This window comes from Brevundimonas sp. ALps5, assembly GCF_058681645.1.
The window spans coordinates 2281745-2300096 of the sequence record NZ_CM178744.1 but is presented as its reverse complement, the minus strand read 5'-3'; the positions used below and the strand labels follow the sequence as shown (position 1 = coordinate 2300096).

The 18352-nt window shown below is 68.4% G+C and carries 13 protein-coding genes; 2 read left to right on the top strand and 11 right to left on the bottom strand.

The genetic code is table 11. The features are described from left to right. Window positions 1–37 precede the first annotated feature (37 nt). Both ACW172_RS11160 and ACW172_RS11155 read left to right on the top strand, forming a co-directional pair. Window positions 38–2104, top strand: coding sequence for a ParB/RepB/Spo0J family partition protein (locus ACW172_RS11160; protein WP_052004749.1), 2067 nt, complete (start codon window positions 38–40; stop codon window positions 2102–2104). A 141-nt stretch (window positions 2105–2245) separates the two neighbouring features. Continuing rightward, window positions 2246–6526 (top strand): strawberry notch-like NTP hydrolase domain-containing protein, encoded by a 4281-nt coding sequence (locus tag ACW172_RS11155; protein WP_035307822.1) that lies wholly within the window; start codon window positions 2246–2248, stop codon window positions 6524–6526. Between the two features lie 170 nt (window positions 6527–6696). Here ACW172_RS11155 and ACW172_RS11150 read toward each other — a convergent pair whose 3' ends face one another. The 11 genes from ACW172_RS11150 to ACW172_RS11100 all read right to left on the bottom strand — a co-directional run bounded on the left by ACW172_RS11150 (window position 6697) and on the right by ACW172_RS11100 (window position 18306). Beyond that, entirely contained in the window at window positions 6697–7002 is a 306-nt protein-coding gene (locus ACW172_RS11150; RefSeq protein WP_035307824.1) for a hypothetical protein, read from the bottom strand. Between the two features lie 115 nt (window positions 7003–7117). After that, window positions 7118–7555 (bottom strand): CopM family metallochaperone, encoded by a 438-nt coding sequence (copM, locus tag ACW172_RS11145; protein WP_035307825.1) that lies wholly within the window; start codon window positions 7553–7555, stop codon window positions 7118–7120. Window positions 7556–7585: 30 nt separating this feature from the next. Further along, the gene (locus ACW172_RS11140; protein WP_035307827.1) at window positions 7586–10147 is read right to left on the bottom strand and encodes a heavy metal translocating P-type ATPase; all 2562 of its coding nucleotides are present in this window, start codon (window positions 10145–10147) and stop codon (window positions 7586–7588) included. Between the two features lie 11 nt (window positions 10148–10158). Further along, on the bottom strand, window positions 10159–10290 hold the full coding sequence (locus ACW172_RS11135) for a hypothetical protein (RefSeq protein ID WP_255347087.1): 132 nt from the start codon (window positions 10288–10290) through the stop codon (window positions 10159–10161). 7 nt (window positions 10291–10297) lie between these two features. Then, complete coding sequence (locus ACW172_RS11130; RefSeq protein ID WP_224764254.1) at window positions 10298–10897, bottom strand: methyltransferase family protein; 600 nt, start codon at window positions 10895–10897, stop codon at window positions 10298–10300. An 8-nt stretch (window positions 10898–10905) separates the two neighbouring features. Then, window positions 10906–11511 (bottom strand): cation efflux transmembrane domain-containing protein, encoded by a 606-nt coding sequence (locus ACW172_RS11125; protein WP_035307831.1) that lies wholly within the window; start codon window positions 11509–11511, stop codon window positions 10906–10908. After that, a complete protein-coding gene (locus ACW172_RS11120; RefSeq protein ID WP_035307833.1) occupies window positions 11508–14732 on the bottom strand; it encodes an efflux RND transporter permease subunit in 3225 nt (1074 codons plus the stop codon). Before ACW172_RS11120 ends, ACW172_RS11125 begins: the two co-directional genes overlap by 4 nt. 8 nt (window positions 14733–14740) lie before the next feature. Beyond that, window positions 14741–15943 carry an efflux RND transporter periplasmic adaptor subunit gene (locus ACW172_RS11115; RefSeq protein ID WP_035307835.1) on the bottom strand — a complete coding sequence of 401 codons (1203 nt, stop codon included), beginning with the start codon at window positions 15941–15943 and terminating at the stop codon, window positions 14741–14743. Then, window positions 15943–17196 (bottom strand): TolC family protein, encoded by a 1254-nt coding sequence (locus ACW172_RS11110; protein ID WP_035307836.1) that lies wholly within the window; start codon window positions 17194–17196, stop codon window positions 15943–15945. Before ACW172_RS11110 ends, ACW172_RS11115 begins: the two co-directional genes overlap by 1 nt. Window positions 17197–17252: 56 nt before the next feature. Continuing rightward, window positions 17253–17609, bottom strand: a complete 357-nt coding sequence (locus ACW172_RS11105) for a hypothetical protein (RefSeq protein ID WP_197019742.1) — start codon at window positions 17607–17609, stop codon at window positions 17253–17255. A gap of 28 nt (window positions 17610–17637) precedes the next feature. Continuing rightward, window positions 17638–18306 (bottom strand): cation efflux transmembrane domain-containing protein, encoded by a 669-nt coding sequence (locus ACW172_RS11100; RefSeq protein ID WP_119412790.1) that lies wholly within the window; start codon window positions 18304–18306, stop codon window positions 17638–17640. Window positions 18307–18352 lie beyond the last annotated feature (46 nt).

The window sequence follows — 18352 nt, the reverse complement described above, 5'->3', positions numbered from 1 at the left end:
GGCGGGGATGGACCTCGCCTACGGCAGGAGAGCCCTCATGTCCCGTTCCACCGCCGTCGCCGTCGTCGCCACCCCCTTCCAGGTCGCGTCGACCCGTAACCGCCCGCTGGTCCATCTCCGTGATCTCGACATCGCCCCGGAGAACCTTCGCTTCGGCGAGCCCTCCGACGATGACATTCCGCTGCTTGCCGAGACTCTGTTCGCCGCCGGTCAGCTGCAGCCCCTGACCGTCCGGCCCGGTCGAAAGAAGGAAGCCGCCAACATGGCGCTCGACGGCAGGCGGCGCTTGCTGGCGCTTCGTCTTCTGGTCGAACAGGGACGTATCGACGACAGCTTCCTCGTCGATGTCTTCGTCGAGACGGATCCCGCCCGCCAGGCCGCGGCCGTCCTGCTCACCAACACGGCCGTGCCGGTCCATGTCGCCGACATCATCGCGGCGATCGGCCGGATGCTGAAACGCAAGCTCGGCGTGCCCACGATCGCCAAGGCGCTGGGATACGCGGAAATCGACATCAAACGTCTCGCGGCCCTTGCCGCCCTGCCGGATGTCGCGCTGCAGGCGCTGCGGCTCGGCCGGCTGAACCTGCGCCAGGCGCGCCTGCTCGCCAGGCTCTCCGACCCCGACGAGCAGGCGGAGCTGGCCCGGATGACCCTCGACGGTCACGGTTTCCAGGATTGGCGCGTGACCGAAAAGCTCGACGAGGCTCGCGTCACCGCGCGCGACCCTCGCTGCGCCCTCATCGGCCCGGAGCGATACGCCGAGGCCGGCGGCCGCTCCGAGACCGATCTGTTCGGCGAGCTGCCGCCGGTGCTGCTGGACCCGGCCATTCTCACGGAGGCCTGGACCCGACGTGCACGGGAGATCGCCCTGATCTACGAGGCCGAGGGCCTGGCGGTCCACGTCACGGCGGGCCCCGAACCGGACCTGCCGGACGATCTGGAAGCCGCCGGTTACGTCTACGGCGGCATGCTTCCGGCCACGGAGATGGCGGCCTACCGCGACAAGCGAGACGCCTTCAACGCCGCCGTCGAAGGGGTCGAGGCGGTCCTGACGGAGACGACCGACGCCGAGGCGGTGGACGCCGCGCTCGACGTCATGATCCGCGACCGCCTGGCCATGGATCAGGCGGGATGGAGCGGCCGGGCAGCCACGACCCTGGTCCTGCGTCCTGCACTACGCACCGGGATCGAAGTCCGGTGCTTCACGCCCGTGGAACCGGAAGTCGAGGACGAGACCGACGATGAGGCGCCCGCCTCCGCGGGGGGCATCGCTGCCGCTCCCGTCTACCGGCCGCCCGAGGTCGATACGCCGGAACCCGAGACCGAGGGCGTCAACCACGCCCTTCACGCCGTGCGCACCGACGTGGCCACCCGCGGTCTGATCCGCGCCCTCGCCGACGATCCCGGCGTCGCCTTCACGGCGCTGATCGCCCGCCTGTTCAATCAGCTGGCCGTCAGGACCTCCGGCCAGAGGTCCGAGTCCGCCCTCGCCCTGACCGCGTCCGCCTTCAAGCCGACCGGCGGTCGCGTCATCGAGGCGTTGGACGGCGAGGTCCGCCAGAGGCTCGACGATCGACGCGCCGCGTGGGAGGCGTCGGGCCAGACGGTGATCGCCTGGGTGCATGGTCTCGCCCATGGCGACAAGATGGGTTTGCTGGCCGAGCTCACCGCCCTCTCCCTGGATGTTCGGGAGGAGCGGACCACACTGATCCGCAAGTCGGCCCGGGCCGAAGCCGCTGAACTCGCCGAGCTTTGCGGCGCGGACATCAGTCTGCACTGGACCCCGGACGCCGAGTTCCTGAAGCCGCATTCCAAAACCCTGCTGCTGAAGATGCTGGAAGAGATGGACCGGGCCGATGTGAGAGCGGCCCTGCTGAAGAAGGCCGATCTGATCCCCTGGGTCGAGGAGAATGCGGCCGAGAAGGGATGGGCGCCGGCCAGCCTGTCCTGGACCACACCGCCCGACGTCGACGAGGTCGCGGCGTCGGACGCTGACGGTCCGGAGAGCGATACGGCGGAAGAGAGCGAAGGCGATGCTGACGACGGCGTCGGCGCCTTCGAGGTCACCGCTGAAGGCGAGGCGGCGCTCGACGACGCCGCCTGATCCAGGCGTGAAGACGACGAGGCCCGTCGCGACATCGTCGCGGCGGGCCTTCGTCATGGAAGGCGGGAGGAAGGGCGGCTGGGCGCGAGCCTGGAGGACCGGAGGGATGAGCCCGCCGCTCCAGGCGACGGAGCCCTTCCCATGACCGCCGCGCAGACACCGCCTCAGACCGCCAGCCTCTCGCTCTTCAGCGCACCACGCCCGTGCGACCGCGCCGCCAACCTCATGGCCGCAGCCCGGGTGCTCGCCACCCACCTGGCCCGGTCCCGCCCGCTGCACCGCAAACTGGTCTCCAGCGTCATGACCACCGGCTTCGGCGGGTCGGACGCCGAGGGCTTGTGGAACTGGCGGGACGCCTATGAGGCCATCGAGGCGGCGACCGTTTTGCAGATCCGCCGGCTGGCGCCCCAGGTGTCGCGGCTCGAGGACGCGCCGGCCGCCATCGCCGTCCTTCTGGCGACGGTCGGCGCCCTGGGTCTGACCCACAGCCGACGCAGCGAAGATCAGATCGCGCTGGACCAGTTCTCCACGCCGCCGGAACTGGCGGCGCTCGTGGTGCTGGCCGGTCAGGTTCGCCCGGGTGACCAAGTGCTGGAGCCTTCGGCGGGCACCGGGCTGATCGCTATCGTGGCCGAGGCCTGCGGCGGAGTTCTGACGCTGAACGAACTGGCCGAGGGTCGCGCCGTCCTGCTCGACGGCCTCTTCGTTTCGGCGACGCGGTCACGTCTTGATGGACGACGCGTCCAGAACCTGTTGCCGGGCGCGGGCGGGTTCGACGTCGCGGTCTGCAATCCGCCCTTCACCGATCTGGAGGCGCATCTGACCGGGGCCTTCTCGGCCCTGGCCGATGGCGGGCGCCTGGCCGCCGTCGTGCCGATCACCGCCCTCATCGACGAGGGTCTGATGCGTCGGTTGAGCGCCAGGGGGCGTGTCGTCGCCCGGATCGGCTTTCCGCCACGCGCCTTCTCCAGGCACGGCACCAGCGTGGAGACCGGGTTGCTGGTTCTGGACCGGCTCGAGGGCGGCGCCGCGGTCGCTGCGCTCGCGAACGGTGAAGATCTCGCCGCCTGTGCCGCCCTGGCCTCGGCTGTGCCCGAGCGCGTCAAGGCGAGGCCGAGGGTTCGCCTCGAACTCGGGGCGCAGACCTTGCTGGCGCCCCGGGACCGGTCACTCGCCCTGCCGTCCGGGCGTCTCGGCTTCCTCGCGGGAGCGTCCCCCATCACCTATCAGACCCTCGCCTGGACGGGCGAGGGCCGCGATGTCGGCCTCTACCAGGCGCACCGGCTGGCGCGGATCGCCCTGACGGCGCAGACGCCCCACCCGTCAGCCCTGGTCGAGTCCGGTCCGATGGCCTCGGTCGCCCCGCCCGCCCCGTCATACCGGCCGGTCCTTCCGGCGGCGGTGCGTCTCGACGGCCGGATCTCCGACGCCCAGCTGGAGACGGTCATCTACGCCGGCGAGGCTCACGCCGGCATGCTGCCCGCCTGGTGGACGCCGGGAGAGTCGGCTCGTCAGCTCAGGTTGTCGCGGGAGGAGGATGAGGGTTCCGTCCAGCTCCGGCGCGGCTTCTTCCTTGGCGACGGCACCGGCTGCGGCAAGGGCCGGGAGATCGCCGCCGTCATCGCCGACAACATGGCCCAGGGGCGGACCAAGGCCCTGTGGTTGTCGAAGAACGACTCCCTGCTGGACGACGCCCGGCGCGATTGGGCCGCCATCGGCGGCGGGGCCCACGACATCGTGCCGCTCAACAGCTGGAAGTTGGGAGATGGCGTGCGGCTGGATCGCGGGATTGTCTTCACCACCTACGCCACCCTGCGTCAGCCTGCGCGCGGCCAGAAGATGTCGCGGCTCGACCAGATCGTCGCCTGGCTGGGCGAGGATTTCGACGGGGTCATCGCCTTCGACGAGGCCCACGCCATGGCCAACGCCGCGGGGGGCGGCAAGGGGGCGCGGGGAACGAAGAAGGCCTCCCTGCAGGGGATGGCCGGCCTGGCGCTTCAGAACCGGCTGCCGAACGCCCGGGTGCTCTATGTCTCGGCGACCGGCGCCACCACCGCGGAGAATCTGGCTTACGCGGCCCGTCTGGGTCTTTGGGGCGGGCCGGAGGCGCCCTTCGTCACCCGCGACGACTTCCTCGACGCCATGGACAAGGGCGGGGTCGCCGCCATGGAGCTCGTCGCGCGCGAGCTCAAGGCGCTCGGCCTCTATGTGGCGCGGTCGTTGTCGTTCGAGGGCGTCGAGTACGAGCCGCTCTTCCACGCCCTGACCGAGGACGACATCAGCATCTGGGACGCCTGGGCCGACGCCTTCCAGCTGATCCACGCCAATCTGGGCGAGGCGCTGAAAGCGACCGGCTTCAATGATGAGGAAGGCAAGGCCAAGAGCGGCCTGGCCGCCTCAGCCGTCCATTCCGCGTTTGAAGGCGCCAAGCTGCGCTTCTTCGGCCACCTCCTCGCGGGATTGAAGGCGCCGACGCTTGCGGCGTCGATCCGGGCGGACCTGACCGAAGGGCGTTCCGCCGTGATCCAGATCGTTTCGACGAACGAGGCGGTGATGGAGCGAAGACTGGCGTCCATCCCGCCGGAGGAATGGAACAACCTCTCCATTGACCTGACGCCGCGCGAATATGTCCTCGACTATCTGCGCGAGGCTTTCCCGGTGAATCTCATGGAGGCGATCGAGGGTGACGACGGCTCGGTGACGCTGGTCCCGGTCATGGTCGACGGCCGGCCCGCCGTGAGCCAGGAGGCGTTGCGCCGGCGCGAAGACCTGATCGAGAAGATGGCGCTCCTGCCCGCCGTGCCCGGCGTTCTGGACGCCCTTCTGGACACCTTCGGAACAGAGGCGGTCGCAGAGATCACGGGACGGTCGCGTCGCGTCGTCGCGCGCGACGGACGCCGGCTCGTCGAGCGCCGCGGCGCCTCGGCCGCGCGGTCGGAGACCGACGCCTTCATGTCCGGCCGCAAGCGTATCCTGGTCTTCTCGGACGCAGGCGGCACAGGACGCAGCTACCACTCCGACCTCTCGGCGCCGAACCAGCAGCGCCGCTCGCACTACCTGGTCGAACCGGGCTGGCGGGCGGATGCCGCCATCCAGGGTCTGGGGCGCAGTCATCGCACCCATCAGGCCTGTCCGCCGCTGTTCCGCCCGGTCACCACCGACATCCACGGCGAGAAGCGGTTCACCTCGACCATCGCTCGACGGCTGGATTCGCTGGGAGCCCTGACGCGCGGCGAACGCCGAACGGCCGGGGCCGGTCTGTTCCGGGCCGAGGACAATCTGGAAAGCCCGTGGGCGCGACGCGCCTTGCTCGTCTTCTATGGCGCGCTCGGCTTTGGCGAGCTGTCGTCCATGACGCTGGAGGACTTCGAGACCAGGACCGGCCTGAAGCTGCGCGACGCCGACGGGGGGCTCAAGCTCTCCGACGACCTGCCGCCGATCCACACCTTCCTGAACCGGCTGCTGGCGTTGCGCATCGCCGACCAGAACGCCCTGTTCGCCGACTTCGACGGCATCCTTTCAGGCATTCTCGAAAGGGCCGCCGCCTCGGCCGACCTGGACCGCGGGCTGGAGGACATCGAGGCTGAGGAGTTGGCCGTGGTGGAGGAGGAGACCATCCGGACCGACGTCTCGACCGGGGCGGAAACCGCACTCGTCACCTTCGAACTCAAGGTGCGGCGTGAACTCGTCAGCTCGGACGCGGCGTTGGCAGGCGCTGAAGGCTCGGCCTTCCGCCTGGTCGTCAACGACCGTTCCGGCCGCGCCGCCCTGGCCGAGTTCGGGTTGACCACCACGACCGATGACGACCGGCTTGTTCCGGCGGTGCGCCTCTTGCGGCCTGACCAGCATCAGGTCACGCCGGAGAAGACGTTCGAGGAGTCGGCCTGGGCCCAGACCGATGAGGCGGCGTGGCGGGCGGTCTGGGACGCCGAAGTCGCCGCGACCGATCCGTGGCGGACGCGCCGCCTGACCCTGGCGACCGGCCTTCTGTTGCCAATCTGGGGAAGGCTGCCGTCCAAGGGCTGTTCGGTTCGCCGCGTACGCGCGCCGGACGGTCGGCGTTGGCTGGGCCGCGTGCTGGACGAGGTTCAGGCCGCCAGCCTGAAGACGGCGCTGGGCCTGACCGAGGTCGGCGACGCCTGGGCCGATGGCGGGCGCACCGCTGCGGCCGTACTCGACCGCAATGTCCAGCTCGCCCTTTCGGGCGGCCTGTGGCTCAAGCGATCGCGGGTCATGGACCGCTGGCGGCTGGAAGTGGTCGGGGGCCGCACCGACCGTGACGCCCTGGTCTCGCTCGGCTGCTTCGTCGAGATCATCGCCTATGCCCCACGGGTCTTCGTTCCGGTGGACCGGCCCGATGTCGTGGAGGGGGTGCTGCGCCGCCATCCGGTCCAGTCGATCCTGGAGGGTGCCGCAGCCTAGCGAAACAGCGACTTACGCTTGCCGGCTCACTGCGGGTCGCCGGGCGCGATACCGACAAGTCCGGCGACTGGAATCAACAGCGGCAGCGCGCCGACGATTACCAAATGGGAAGAGCGACACCGTCCCGCGAAACCCAGACCGGCTGCGGCCTGGCGGTCTGCGCTGCAGTCTCAAGGCCGTGCCGCTTCGGCCACTCCGGGGTGATCGTGATGACGCGGACCGAACTGCAACTGATCTCGCGTCAGAACAAGAAGGCCGAACCCCAAGAGACATACAGTCGCCATGGCGGCGGTCATGACCCGTCCAGCCTGCCCCTTCCGCCCGAGACGATAGGTCATGATCGCCAGGAGCGACATGAGAACGCCGAAGGACACGAACACCGGGATGCGGTAGGTCGCCGCCAGCGGTACGGCGAGACAGACGACGATCGCGCCGGCGACGAGGCTCGCGCCAATCGCGATCAGTGTGTCCTGCACCGGCCGGAACGGCTCTGGCCTCCCGTATAGCTTGGACCGGCCGCGCCCCTTGTAGCGCCCTGGACGCCATCGAGGAGCCTTGCTCCGGATCGGGGATCGCTTGCCCCCCATGGCTTCAGCCCTGCGCGTCCGCCGGGCGAGCCGCGCGGTTGGCCAGCCACACCCGCATACGGACAATTTCAGCTTCCTGAGTCCGAATGATCTCCTCCGCGAGGCCCTTGACCTCGGGATCCGAACCTTGGTCGAGCGCAATCCTTGCCATGGCGACCGCCCCCTCGTGGTGGGCGATCATCCCGCGCATGAAGTCGACATCGGCGTCGCCGCTGTAGTCGATGTTCATAGCGGCGTGCATCCGCTCGTTCGCCTCCTTGTAGGAACGGGTGGCGGGATTATCCGAGGCGGCATCGCCGTGCCCGGCATGCTGGTCGATCGGGCGTGCATCGACTGCCGTCGGCTCCGGCGCCGGGCGACCCTGCCGCGAGAGCATCCCGAAGCCGAAGACCGAGATCAGGAGAAAGGCGGCGATGACGCCAACCCAGCCGAGACGTTTCATTGGACTATCCTTTGCTTTCCTGAAGGCGGGTCATTCGACGCCGCGCGGACCGCGCCACGCCAGAAGGCGAAGCGCGTTGAAGACGACCAGCAGGGTGGAACCCTCGTGGAGGGCGACGGCAGGGCCGATGCCGAGACCGAGGATCGTCGCCGGGACGAGGAACGCCACGACCCCGAGGCTGACGAACAGGTTCTGGCGGATGATGCGGCGGGTTTGACGGCTGAGACCCACGGTGAAGGGCAACTTCGACAAATCATCCGCCATCAAGGCTACGTCGGCGGTCTCCAGGGCGACGTCCGATCCCGCCGCACCCATGGCGACGCCGACCGTCGCGGTGGCCATCGCCGGAGCATCGTTGACGCCATCGCCGACCATGGCGACCTTGGTCTCCGCCCGGAGTTTCTTGATGGCGTCGACCTTGTCCTCCGGCATCAGGTCGCCCCACGCCTCGGTCAGCCCGACCTGACCGGCCACCGCCTGGGCCGCCTTCTGGTGGTCGCCCGAGATCATGATCATGCGGCGAATGCCGAGCGCGCGGAGCGCGGTAAGGGTCTCGCGCGCCTTGGCCCGAGGCGTGTCGAGAAGGCCGATGACCCCGAGATCCTTTGTCCCGCGGCGAACCACCATGAGCGTCCGTCCCTGGTTTCGAAGGCCCGCGACGGCGATCTCGGTGTCCGGTGCGAGCGGAGCGATGGCGTCCGAACCGAACATCTCCGGTTTGCCGATCCAAACATCCTGGTCGTCCAGGCGTGCCGTGACGCCCTTGCCAGTCAGGCTACGCAAATCCGTTGCGGTTCGAACGGGGGCGGCGACCAACCGCTGGCTTCCGTCGCGGACGATCGCTTCCGCCAAGGGGTGATCGCTGAGCCGTTCGACCGCGACAGCAATCTCCAGGAGCTCGCTCTCTGTCGTCTGGCCGAACGGAACGACATCGGTGATCCGCGGCCGCCCCTCGGTCAGCGTCCCGGTCTTGTCAAACGCGATGGCGTCGAGCGCTCCCAGGTTTTCGAGCGGCGCGCCACCCTTGACGAGAACCCCGGCGCGGGCCGCCCGGGCGACCCCGGACAACACCGCGCTCGGCGTGGCGATCGCGAGAGCGCACGGACTGGCGGCCACCAGCACGGCCATCGCCCGATAGAAGCTGTCGCGGAACGGCTCGTCGACGACAACCCATGCAAACAGGAGGACGAAGGCCAGACCGAGCACGAGGGGCACGAAGACGCGCTCGAAGCGATCGGTGAAGCGCTGGGTCGGCGACTTTTGGGTCTCGGCCTCACTCACCATCCGGACGACCTTGGCCAAGGTGGTGTCGTTGGATCGACGCGTCGTTTCGATCTCGATGGCGCCGCCGCCGTTAATGGTGCCGGCGAAGACCACCGACGCCGCCGAGACATTCGCCGGCTTGGCGCGGGCCTCCTCGGGGTTCAGGACAGGCTGCTTGTCCACCGGAATGCTCTCCCCTGTCACGGGAGCCTGGTTCACGCTGGATGTTCCCTTCACGACGAAGCCGTCGGCCGGGAGACGCTCGTTCGGCCGGACGACGACGAGGTCGCCGACTTCCAGCTCTTCGACCGGAAGTTCGACGACGGCCTCTCCTCGCCGCACATGAGCGGTGCGCGGGGCCAAGGCGGCCAGAGCCTCGATCGCCTTCTTGGCGCGACCCATCGCGAAGTGTTCGAGGGCGTGCCCGAGGCTGAACAGGAACAGTAGCAGCGCCCCTTCCGCCCAGGCTCCGAGCGCCGCGGCGCCGGCTGCGGCCACCAGCATCAGGGTGTCGATCTCGAAACGCTTGCGCCGCAGATTCCCGACAGCCTCGCCGACCGTGAACCAGCCGCCCAAGGCATAGGCGATCAGGAAAAGGCCGAAGGGCAGCCATCCCGGCACGCCCGGAATGAATTTCTCGATCAGCCAACCAATCGTGAGCGCGACACCGCTGCCGACCGCGAAAATGAGCTCCGTGTTGGGTCCGAGGAAGCCGCCATGACCATGGTCGTGCCCGTCGCCTTCGGAATGTCCGTGGTCATGGCCATCGCCATCGAAGTGGCCATGGCCGTGACCGTCATCGGGCGTATGACTGGCCTCGTCATCGGATGGCGCAGTCGGCTGCGCATCAGGGCGCTTTGCAGTGGCTGAAGCAGCGTCCTCCGTCGCTCCGACCAGTGCGAGGCCGTGGCTCGCAAGGCGATCGACAAGCGTCTCACGGTTCGTGATCTGCCGGTCGAACTCCAGGCGCAGAGCGCCAGCCGGATCCAGCACCGCCTCGATCACGCCGGCTTCTTCGCCGAGCGCGGCCGCGAGCGTGCGGGCGTGCCGGGCGTGGCGGACACCCTCCACTCGCCCGACGAGATGCCCGAAACGCTCACTGACCTCGGCTCCGGCCTGACGCGCACGGCGACGGACCTGAGCCAGCGACAGCTGGTCGGGGTCGTAATGGATGCAAAGCTCTGGGCCTCCCTCGCCTTCGGCGACATGCGCCTCAGAGACGCCGGGTTCGGCCCGCAACAGCGCGATCAGCCGTCCAACGCAGCCGTCCTGCACATCGGGCGCATGAGGCAGGAGGACGGGAATGTTGAGGCGGAGGGTCTTGGGCATGATCGGGCTCCTCAGGAGACATCACGGGTAGGGATCGAGCGGTCAGGCACGAACATCCCGGCGCGCTGGGCGACGGCTCCAGCGACGAAGGCGGCGATCGCCAAAGCCGCACTCAGGAGGATGACCAGTCGCTTGCGGTTCATCTCGACCTCACGGTAGGGCGATGAGAGCGTCGAGCCAGCCGAGGTTCTGGAGGTGCTCCAGTCCCTCGAACACGGGCAACGCCAGAAGGAAGACAAGGCCGTCGCGGACAGTCCGGAGGAAGAAGGCCGGCCGGACGGACAGTTCCGCCTCATCACGCCAGAGGCGCAGGTTCGGAACGAAGCGGGGGGTGCGCACGACGTAGCTGCGGTAGGTGTCGCCGAAGGCCGACGTCAGGAAGCTTTCCTCTCGGCTCGCGACGATGCGGAACACGATCCAGCAGGCGACGGCGAAGGTGGCGCCGACGGTCAGGCTGCCCGTCTGTGCGCCGATCCCGAATGCGCCGATGAAGCTGAAAACATAAAGCGGGTTTCGACACAGCGAATAAGGCCCGCTGGTGACGATCTCCTGCTTCTTTCGGCCGCCGATGTAGAGCGAGCACCAGGCGCGCCCCAAGACGCAAACCATGATGGCGATCAGCCCGAGATGTTCGACGGGATGCTCGAGCTGTGGCTGGGCCTTCACGAGAGCGGTCCAGGCCAGCAGGGCGAACAACCCGGCGGCGATGAAGAGTTTGCGCCAGCGCTGGACGGAGGCGATGTCGATCAACGGCGGGCTCATGTCACCGAGCTCTCCGCGTCGCGTCGCGCAAGGCGCGCATCGCGTAGAATGTCGAAGCCGCCCTTGGCGGCTATGGCGGCGACCAGCACCCCCACCAGCAGGTCGGGCCACGACTGGTCCAACCACATCACCAGGCCGCCTGCGACGAGGATGCCGCCGTTCGAGGCGAAATCGTTCAGGCTGAATGTCTCGGCCGCCTTCATGTTGACGTCGCTGCTCTGCTGACGACGGATCAACAGCAGGCAGATCAGATTGATAACCGCCGCTACGACAGCGAGCACCATCATGGTCGGTCCGACCGGCTCGGTTCCCGTCAGCGTCCGGCGCAGGGCGTCGAGCAGGACGAGGACCGAGAAGATCAGCAGCATCACGCCGGAGACCTGAGCCGCCCGCGTCTTCCAGATCAGCGCGCGCCCGACGGCGAGGAAGCTGATCAGATAGACGGCCGCGTCGGAGCCGTTGTCGACGGCGTTCGCGAGCAGAGCGCTGGAGTCGGCGGCGAGGCCGCCGACTCCCAGGCCCACGAACAGCAGAGCGTTCAGGAACAGCACCACCAGGAGGGTGCGGCGCTGGACCTGCTCTGTTTCGTGGGCCCCGCTCATTCCTCGATCCCTTCCGCCTTCCGGTGTTTCACGGCCTTGGCCGCGAAGGTCGGAAGGACAAGGAGCGTCAGCGCGGTGGCCGTGAGCAGGCCTCCGATGACCACGGTGGCCAGCGGCTTCTGCACTTCGGCGCCGGCGCCGTGAGCGAATGCCATCGGGATAAACCCGACGATGGCGACGAGAGCCGTCGTCAGGACGGCGCGAAGCCGGCTTGTCGCGCCTTCGATGGCGGCAAGACGCGGCGCCGCTCCGCCCGTGAGACGCTCCCGAATGGCCTGCATCAGCACGAGACCGTTCAAGGTCGCGACGCCGGACACGGCGATGAAGCCGACCGCTGCGGAAACCGAGAACGGCATCCCCCTGAGGACAAGCGCCAGGGCGCCGCCGACCAGAGCCAACGGAACGCACGCGAACACCAGGCCCGCCTCGGCGAAGGATCCCAGAGCCATGAAAAGCAAGACCCCGATCAGGATGAAGACGATCGGAATGACCAGCCCCAGACGCTGTTCGGCCCGCTTCAGGTTCTCGAACTGGCCACCCCAGGTCAGGGAGTAGCCGGTCGGAAGATCGACGTCGGCCTCCACCTTGGCCTGGGCCTCGGTGACGAAGCCGCCCAGGTCGCGCCCGCGAACGTTGGCCTGCACCACCATCCGCCGGCTGCCGTCATTGCGGCTGATCTGGTTCTGTCCTTCCGCGACCTGAATCCGGGCGACGGAGGAGAGCGGCACGGTCACGCCTGTGGCGGTCGTTACCGGCAGAGCCGCAAGGGCCGCCGGATCATTCCGTGCATCATCCGCGAGACGGACGACGACGCTGAAGCGACGATCGCCTTCGAAGATTTGCCCGGCCTCGGCGCCGCCGACCGCGGCCGAAACCGCCTCGGAGACATCGGCGGCCGACAAGCCGTAGTTGGCGGCCGCGAAACGATCCACGCTGACGGTCAGGGTGGGCAGCCCGGACGCCTGTTCGACGCGAACGTCGGCAGATCCGGGCGTTGCGCGCAGGGCGGCGGCGACCCGGTCCGCAGTGGCCTGCAGCTGGGTGAAGTCGTCGCCATAGACCATCACGGCGAGGTCGGTCCGAACCCCCGAGATCAGCTCGTTGAAGCGCAGCTCGATGGGCTGGCTGAACTCGAAGCTGTTGCCGAGTTGTCCGGCGGCGAGCTCTTCGAACCGTTCGATCAGCTCCTCTTTCGGAAGGTTCGGATCGGGCCACTCCTTGCGGTCTTTCAGGACGATGACCGCGTCCGAAATGTTCGGCGGCATCGGGTCCACCGCCGCCTCCGCCGTCCCGGTCCGGGCGAAGACAGTCTTCACCTCGGGCTGGGCCTTGATGACGCGTTCGAGGGCCATCTGCATCGCCAGCGATTGTTCCAGCGAGGCGGACGGCACGCGCAACGCCTGCATGGCGATATCGCCTTCATCCAGGGTCGGAATGAACTCCCGCCCCAAAGAACTGAAGGCGATGCCGCCAATGACGAGGGCGCCGAGCGCGGACGCCAGGACGACTTTGGGCCGGTCGACGGCGGCGCGGATCGCCGGTTCGATCCAGCGCCGCGCGTATCGGAGGATGAAGGTCTCGTGCTCGTGGGCGTGGCCGTGCTCATCGACCTCGACCTTCTTCGGATCCCGGACCAGCAGGGCCGTCATCGCCGGCACGAAGGTGAAAGAGAAGATGAAGGCGCCGACGAGGGCCAGCATCACCGTTGCGCCCATGGGGATGAAGGTCTTGCCCTCCACGCCCTCAAGCATCAGCAGCGGCGTGAAGACCAGGAGGATGATCAGCTGGCCAAAAGCAGCCGGTTTGACCATCTGACGCGCCGCGGCTCCAGCAACCTCGAGCCGCTCCCGGCGTGTCAGCATTCGACCGGCTTCGGCCCGCCGCTGGCTGAGCATCAGCAGGGTATTCTCGACCACCACGACCGCGCCGTCGACCAGAAGGCCGAAGTCCAGCGCGCCGAGGCTCATCAGGTTTCCGCTGATGCCAAAGCGGTTCATGCCGATGACCGCGAACAGGAAGCTGATCGGGATCATCAGGGCGGTGATCGAGGCCGCACGGATGTTGCCGAGCAGCAGGAACAGCACCACGATCACCAGCAGAGCGCCTTCGATCAGGTTCTTGGCGACGGTTGAGATGGTCTTGTTGACCAGCGAGCTGCGGTTCAGGACCGGTTCGGCGACAACGCTCGGCGGCAGGCTCGCGGAAACCTCCTCGAGACGTTCGGCTGCGGCTTGGGCCACCGTCCGGCTGTTGCCGCCGGCCAGCATCAGCGCCGTACCAACCACGGCCTCGTGGCCGTCGCGGCTGGCGCCGCCGAGACGCGGCGCCTGGCCAATCTCGACGGTGGCGACGTCGGCGACCCGGACGACCAGTCCGTTGCGGTTGACGACGGGGGCCTGGGCGAGATCCGGGATGGTCTGCGCCAAGGCGTCGGTCCGCACGGTCAAGGCTTCGCCGGACCGCTGGACATAGCCAGCGCCAGCCTGGGTGTTAGCCCGTTCCAGCGCGACGACGAGATCGTTCAGGCTCAGACCGTAACCCGCCAGACGCGCGGCGTCGGGTCGGACCGCATACTCCTTCACATAGCCGCCGTTCACATCAACGCCGGCCAGTCCCTTCGCGGTCCGCATGCGCGGGGCGATGATCCAGTCCTGAACCGTGCGGAGATAGGTTGCGCGGGCCTGGGGCGTGGTCAGGAGTTCGCCTTCGGGCGTCAGATAGGCGCCGCCCGCCTGCCAGCCGGGCTCACCCGGTTTGGCGAGGTTGGCGCTGTTGAACGGCTTGAAGTCGACCGTCCACATCAGCACCTCGCCCAGTCCCGTGGTGATGGGCGCAAGCGCCGGCTCCACGCCTTCGGGCAACCGTTCGCGCGCCTGGGCCATCCGTTCGGCCACCTGCTGGCGGGCGAAGTAGATGTCCGTGTTGTCGGAGAAGATGACCGTGACCTGGCTGAAGCCGTTTCGGCTCAGCGACCGCGTGGTCTGGATGCCAGGAATACCCGCCATCGCGGTTTCGAGCGGATAGGTGACCTGACGTTCCATCTGCTCGGGCGCGAGCGCTGGCGCGATGGTGTTGATCTGAACCTGCCGGTTGGTGATGTCCGGCACGGCGTCGATGGGTAGCTGCGTCAGGTTGTAGAGGCCGAAGGCGGCGACGATCGCCGTCGCCAGGACCACGAACCATCGGAAGCGGACCGAGGCTTCGATAAGTGCTTTGAACATGACGCCCCCTAGTGCCCGTGCTCGGCTTCGCCCTTGGCCATTTCGGCCTTGAGCAGGAAGGCGTTGGCGGACGCCACGCGTTCAGATCCGGTGAGCCCGCGCAGGATCTCGGTGCGGCCCGCGGCCTGGCGGCCTGCGAGCACTTGCACGGCTTGGAAGCCGCCCTCGACCTGCACGAAGACCACGGTGTTTCCATCGACGGTCTGGACCGCCTCGGTGGGCACGGTCATCCCGCCAGTCGCCTCGCCGGTCACGATGGCGCCAGTGACGGCCGAACCGGCTGGCGGCAGAGACGCGCCAGAGGGTCGGGCCCGGATCACGGTCGCGCCGCTTTCGCTGAGACCGGCGTCGGCGGCGACGCCGGTGACGACGGCGTCGAACTCGCCGTTCGGCCCGGTCACGCGCATTGGCGCACCGGCACGCACATTGGCCGCAAGGGCAGGCGGTGCGTTGAAGACCATCTCGACACGAGCAGGATTGCTGACTTCCGCCACCACGCCGCCCTGGGCGACGAACCCGCCCGGACCGACCTGGACGCTGCTGACCACGCCCGAGATCGGACTGGTCACGCTGAGCCTGCCCGAAGCGTTCGGAGAGCCAGCGGCCGCCGAGCGGGCGCGAGCGGCGCGGGTCGCCGCCTCGGCGCTCAGGAACTGGGCGCGTGACGCTTCGACCTCCTGCCGCGCGACGATGCCCTGATCCGCCAGACTGCGATTTCGCTCATAGGCCTGGCGCGCCGCTTCAGCGGATGCCCCGGCCGCGTCGGCGTCCGCGCGGAAGGTCGCCGCCTCGCCGCTGACAAGGCTCACAAGCGGCTGACCGGCGCGGACCGACTGACCCGGCGCGACGAGAACGCGCTCGACGCGACCTCCGACGGCAGCGCCCACGGCAGCGCGAGAATCGACCATCGGCTCTACGCGGCCGGCGAGCCGGGTCTCCCCTCCTCCTCCGCCGCCGACGCCGACGACCGTGATGCCCGCTGCCTGGATCTCTGCTGTGGTGAGTTCAATCCGACCTTCGGTCTCTGCCCCGGCGGCCTCCCCCTCGGCGTGTCCCCCCTCTTCCTCGGCATGGCCGGCTTCGCCTTCGGCGGCAGCCGGCGCGGCGGGTTCGGAGGACCGGGTGGCCAACCAGAGGCCGCCGCCTCCGAGAATGACCAGGGCGGCGACGCCGCCGATCAGCAGGGTCTTGTTCGATGTGCGCTTGCGCATCACTGGGCTCCTTCGAAGGGGGCGCGGCCATCAAGGCGCGCGAGATCGATCTCGGCTCGGACGCGCGCGAGACGCGCGTCGACCGCTGCAGACCGGGCGTTGACGAGGGCGGTGCGGGTCACCCGCAGTTCGACCTGGGAAATGCGGCCGGACTCAAAGCCGATGCGGGACAGGCGATAGGCTTCCTCTGCGGCGGTGACGCCGCCGTCAGCAGCGTTGACGCGACTGACCGAGGCCGAAAGGCGAGCGACCGCGGCAGCGCGGTCCGCCTGGGCTTCCTGCCGCGCACTCATCAGCCGGGCGTCGGCAGCGCGAAACTCGGCTTGCGCCGCTTCGATGTTTCCCCGGTTCCGGTCGAACAACGGCAGCGGCATGCTGACGCCGAAAGTCAGCGCCGTCGCATCTTCCGCCTCGAAGCGGCGGATGCCGATACTGGCGTTGATGTCGGGGCGGGCCTGAACCCGTTGAACATCGATGCGTCGTTCGGCGGCGGACCGTTGGGCTTCGGCGACGCGGACCGTCGGCGCATCCTCGATCACGGATCCGATCGTCGTCGGCGCCTCGTCGAGAAGGCTGTCTTCGATCTGCGTGACCGGAACCGGGATCATGGCGACAGCCGTGAGACGGGCATAGGCCGCGTCGCGTTCCGCGACAGCTTCATCCCGCGTCGCGCGCGCCGAGGCAGCCTCGGCCTCCCCCTGAATGCCGCGGAGGAGAGGTTCGCGACCTTCCTCCACGAGGGTCAGGGCCGCGCGGGCATCCGCGACGGTCAGCGTGAGGGTTTCTTCCGCGAGCGTGGCTCGCCTCTGCGCGGCCTCCGCTTCGGCATAGATCAGGGCCAGGCGGCCTGCGGCGTCGATGACCGCAAGGTCTCGTTGAAGGCCCACTGCGCCGGCCTCGGCGCGAGCGGCGGCGATGCGCGTCGAACGACGTCCCCACAGCTCGAGATCCTGACTGATCGCCAGGGTCATGTCCGCGTTGTTCAGACCCGAATAGGGGCCTGAGCCATAGGCGTTCTCGACATCGAAGCCGAGGACAGGGTTGGGACGCACCCGTGCCTGACGGACACGGGCTTCCGCTGCGTCGTAGTTGGCGCCCGCCTCAAGGGTCGCAGGCGCATTCCCGAGTTGAGCGAGGAGTTGGGCATAGGTCGGAGCTGGGTCAGCCCATACGGGACTGGCCAGGGTCGCCGCGATCGCAGCGAGGGCGCAGCCGACCGCGTAACGCGGCCGCCTGCGAGATGTGGGAGACATGATTCATTTCCAGAGTTTCTGAGGACGAAGAGGCGCGCTAAGGCGCAGGTCTTCGGTCAGACTCTGGGAGGACGCTTCAGGCCGTCAGGCGTGATGGACGCCCGGAAGTCATCCTGTCGGCCGCTTTGCAGAGGAGGCTCGCCGAACGACGGAGCAAAGGCGTCCACGGCAGGACCGCGCGCCGTTGAGGTGTGGTGGCAGTGGCCGTGCGAGCAGATCCCGTGACCGCCGCTCTTGCCGCTGTGGTCGCCCTCGCTTTGATCATGATCGACGACCGCGTGAGCCGCAGGCGGTTCCGGCAGACAGGTCGCGGCGTCGACGGCGGGCGCAAAGAAGAAGGCGGCGAAGACAAGAGTCATCGCCACGATCAGCTTCGCCCATGTCGTCATCGACCAGGTCATCGCGCGCTGCATACTTTCGTTCTCGAAGTTAGGCAATGCGTTACAAAGTCCGAGCAGCGGCGTGGGCTGCGCGGCTCTCCGCCCTAGCCTGCACCAAGATCGAAATGGCGGACTGGAGGAAGACGCCGCCCAGCAGAAGGCCCGCCAGCAAGTCCGGCCACCGGGATCCAGTCAGCCAGACCAGCCCGCCGGCCGCGGCGACGCCCAGGCTGTGGATCAGATCGTTCCGTGTGCAAAGCCAGACGGAGCGCACGTTGGCGTCACCGTCACGGAAACGCACGAGCAGCAGGGCGGCGATTAGATTCGCGGCGAAGCCGACCAGTCCCAGACCGGTGATGACGACGCCTTCGGGCGGCTGCCCCGTGACCGCTCTCCAGACGGCGTAGCCGAGAATGCTCACGGCCATGACGAGGAGGCTTGCGCTTTTGAAGACTGCGGCACCGGACCGCACCCGCACGGACTTGCCGATGGCCCAGAGGCTGACGGCGTAGGTGGCGCTGTCGGCCAGGAAGTCCATCGCATTGGCGGCGAGAGCCGCCGATCCCTGCATGAGACCGCCCGCGGCGACCGCGAAGAACCCACCCAGATTAAGGGCGATGACGGCCATCAGCACGCGCCGATAGGCGGGCGAGGCCCCGTCGAACCGGACCTGATGGCCGCAGCAGCCTCGGGCCGGGGCGCAGGATTCTGTCGGAGCGGGCGTCGTCATGCACCCTTCATGCATCCTCTAGCCACTAGAGGATCAAGCCCTATAT

Excerpts from the sequence above, each read along its gene's own strand:
- ACW172_RS11125 (WP_035307831.1), bottom strand. The coding sequence starts at position 11,511 with ATGAGCGGGGCCCACGAAACAGAGCAGGTCCAGCGCCGCACCCTCCTG.
- ACW172_RS11135 (WP_255347087.1), bottom strand. The coding sequence starts at position 10,290 with ATGAACCGCAAGCGACTGGTCATCCTCCTGAGTGCGGCTTTGGCGATC.
- ACW172_RS11155 (WP_035307822.1), top strand. The coding sequence starts at position 2,246 with ATGACCGCCGCGCAGACACCGCCTCAGACCGCCAGCCTCTCGCTCTTC.
- ACW172_RS11140 (WP_035307827.1), bottom strand. The coding sequence starts at position 10,147 with ATGCCCAAGACCCTCCGCCTCAACATTCCCGTCCTCCTGCCTCATGCG.
- ACW172_RS11110 (WP_035307836.1), bottom strand. The coding sequence starts at position 17,196 with ATGTCTCCCACATCTCGCAGGCGGCCGCGTTACGCGGTCGGCTGCGCC.
- ACW172_RS11160 (WP_052004749.1), top strand. The coding sequence starts at position 38 with ATGTCCCGTTCCACCGCCGTCGCCGTCGTCGCCACCCCCTTCCAGGTC.
- ACW172_RS11105 (WP_197019742.1), bottom strand. The coding sequence starts at position 17,609 with ATGCAGCGCGCGATGACCTGGTCGATGACGACATGGGCGAAGCTGATC.
- ACW172_RS11100 (WP_119412790.1), bottom strand. The coding sequence starts at position 18,306 with ATGACGACGCCCGCTCCGACAGAATCCTGCGCCCCGGCCCGAGGCTGC.
- copM (WP_035307825.1), bottom strand. The coding sequence starts at position 7,555 with ATGAAACGTCTCGGCTGGGTTGGCGTCATCGCCGCCTTTCTCCTGATC.
- ACW172_RS11115 (WP_035307835.1), bottom strand. The coding sequence starts at position 15,943 with ATGCGCAAGCGCACATCGAACAAGACCCTGCTGATCGGCGGCGTCGCC.
- ACW172_RS11120 (WP_035307833.1), bottom strand. The coding sequence starts at position 14,732 with ATGTTCAAAGCACTTATCGAAGCCTCGGTCCGCTTCCGATGGTTCGTG.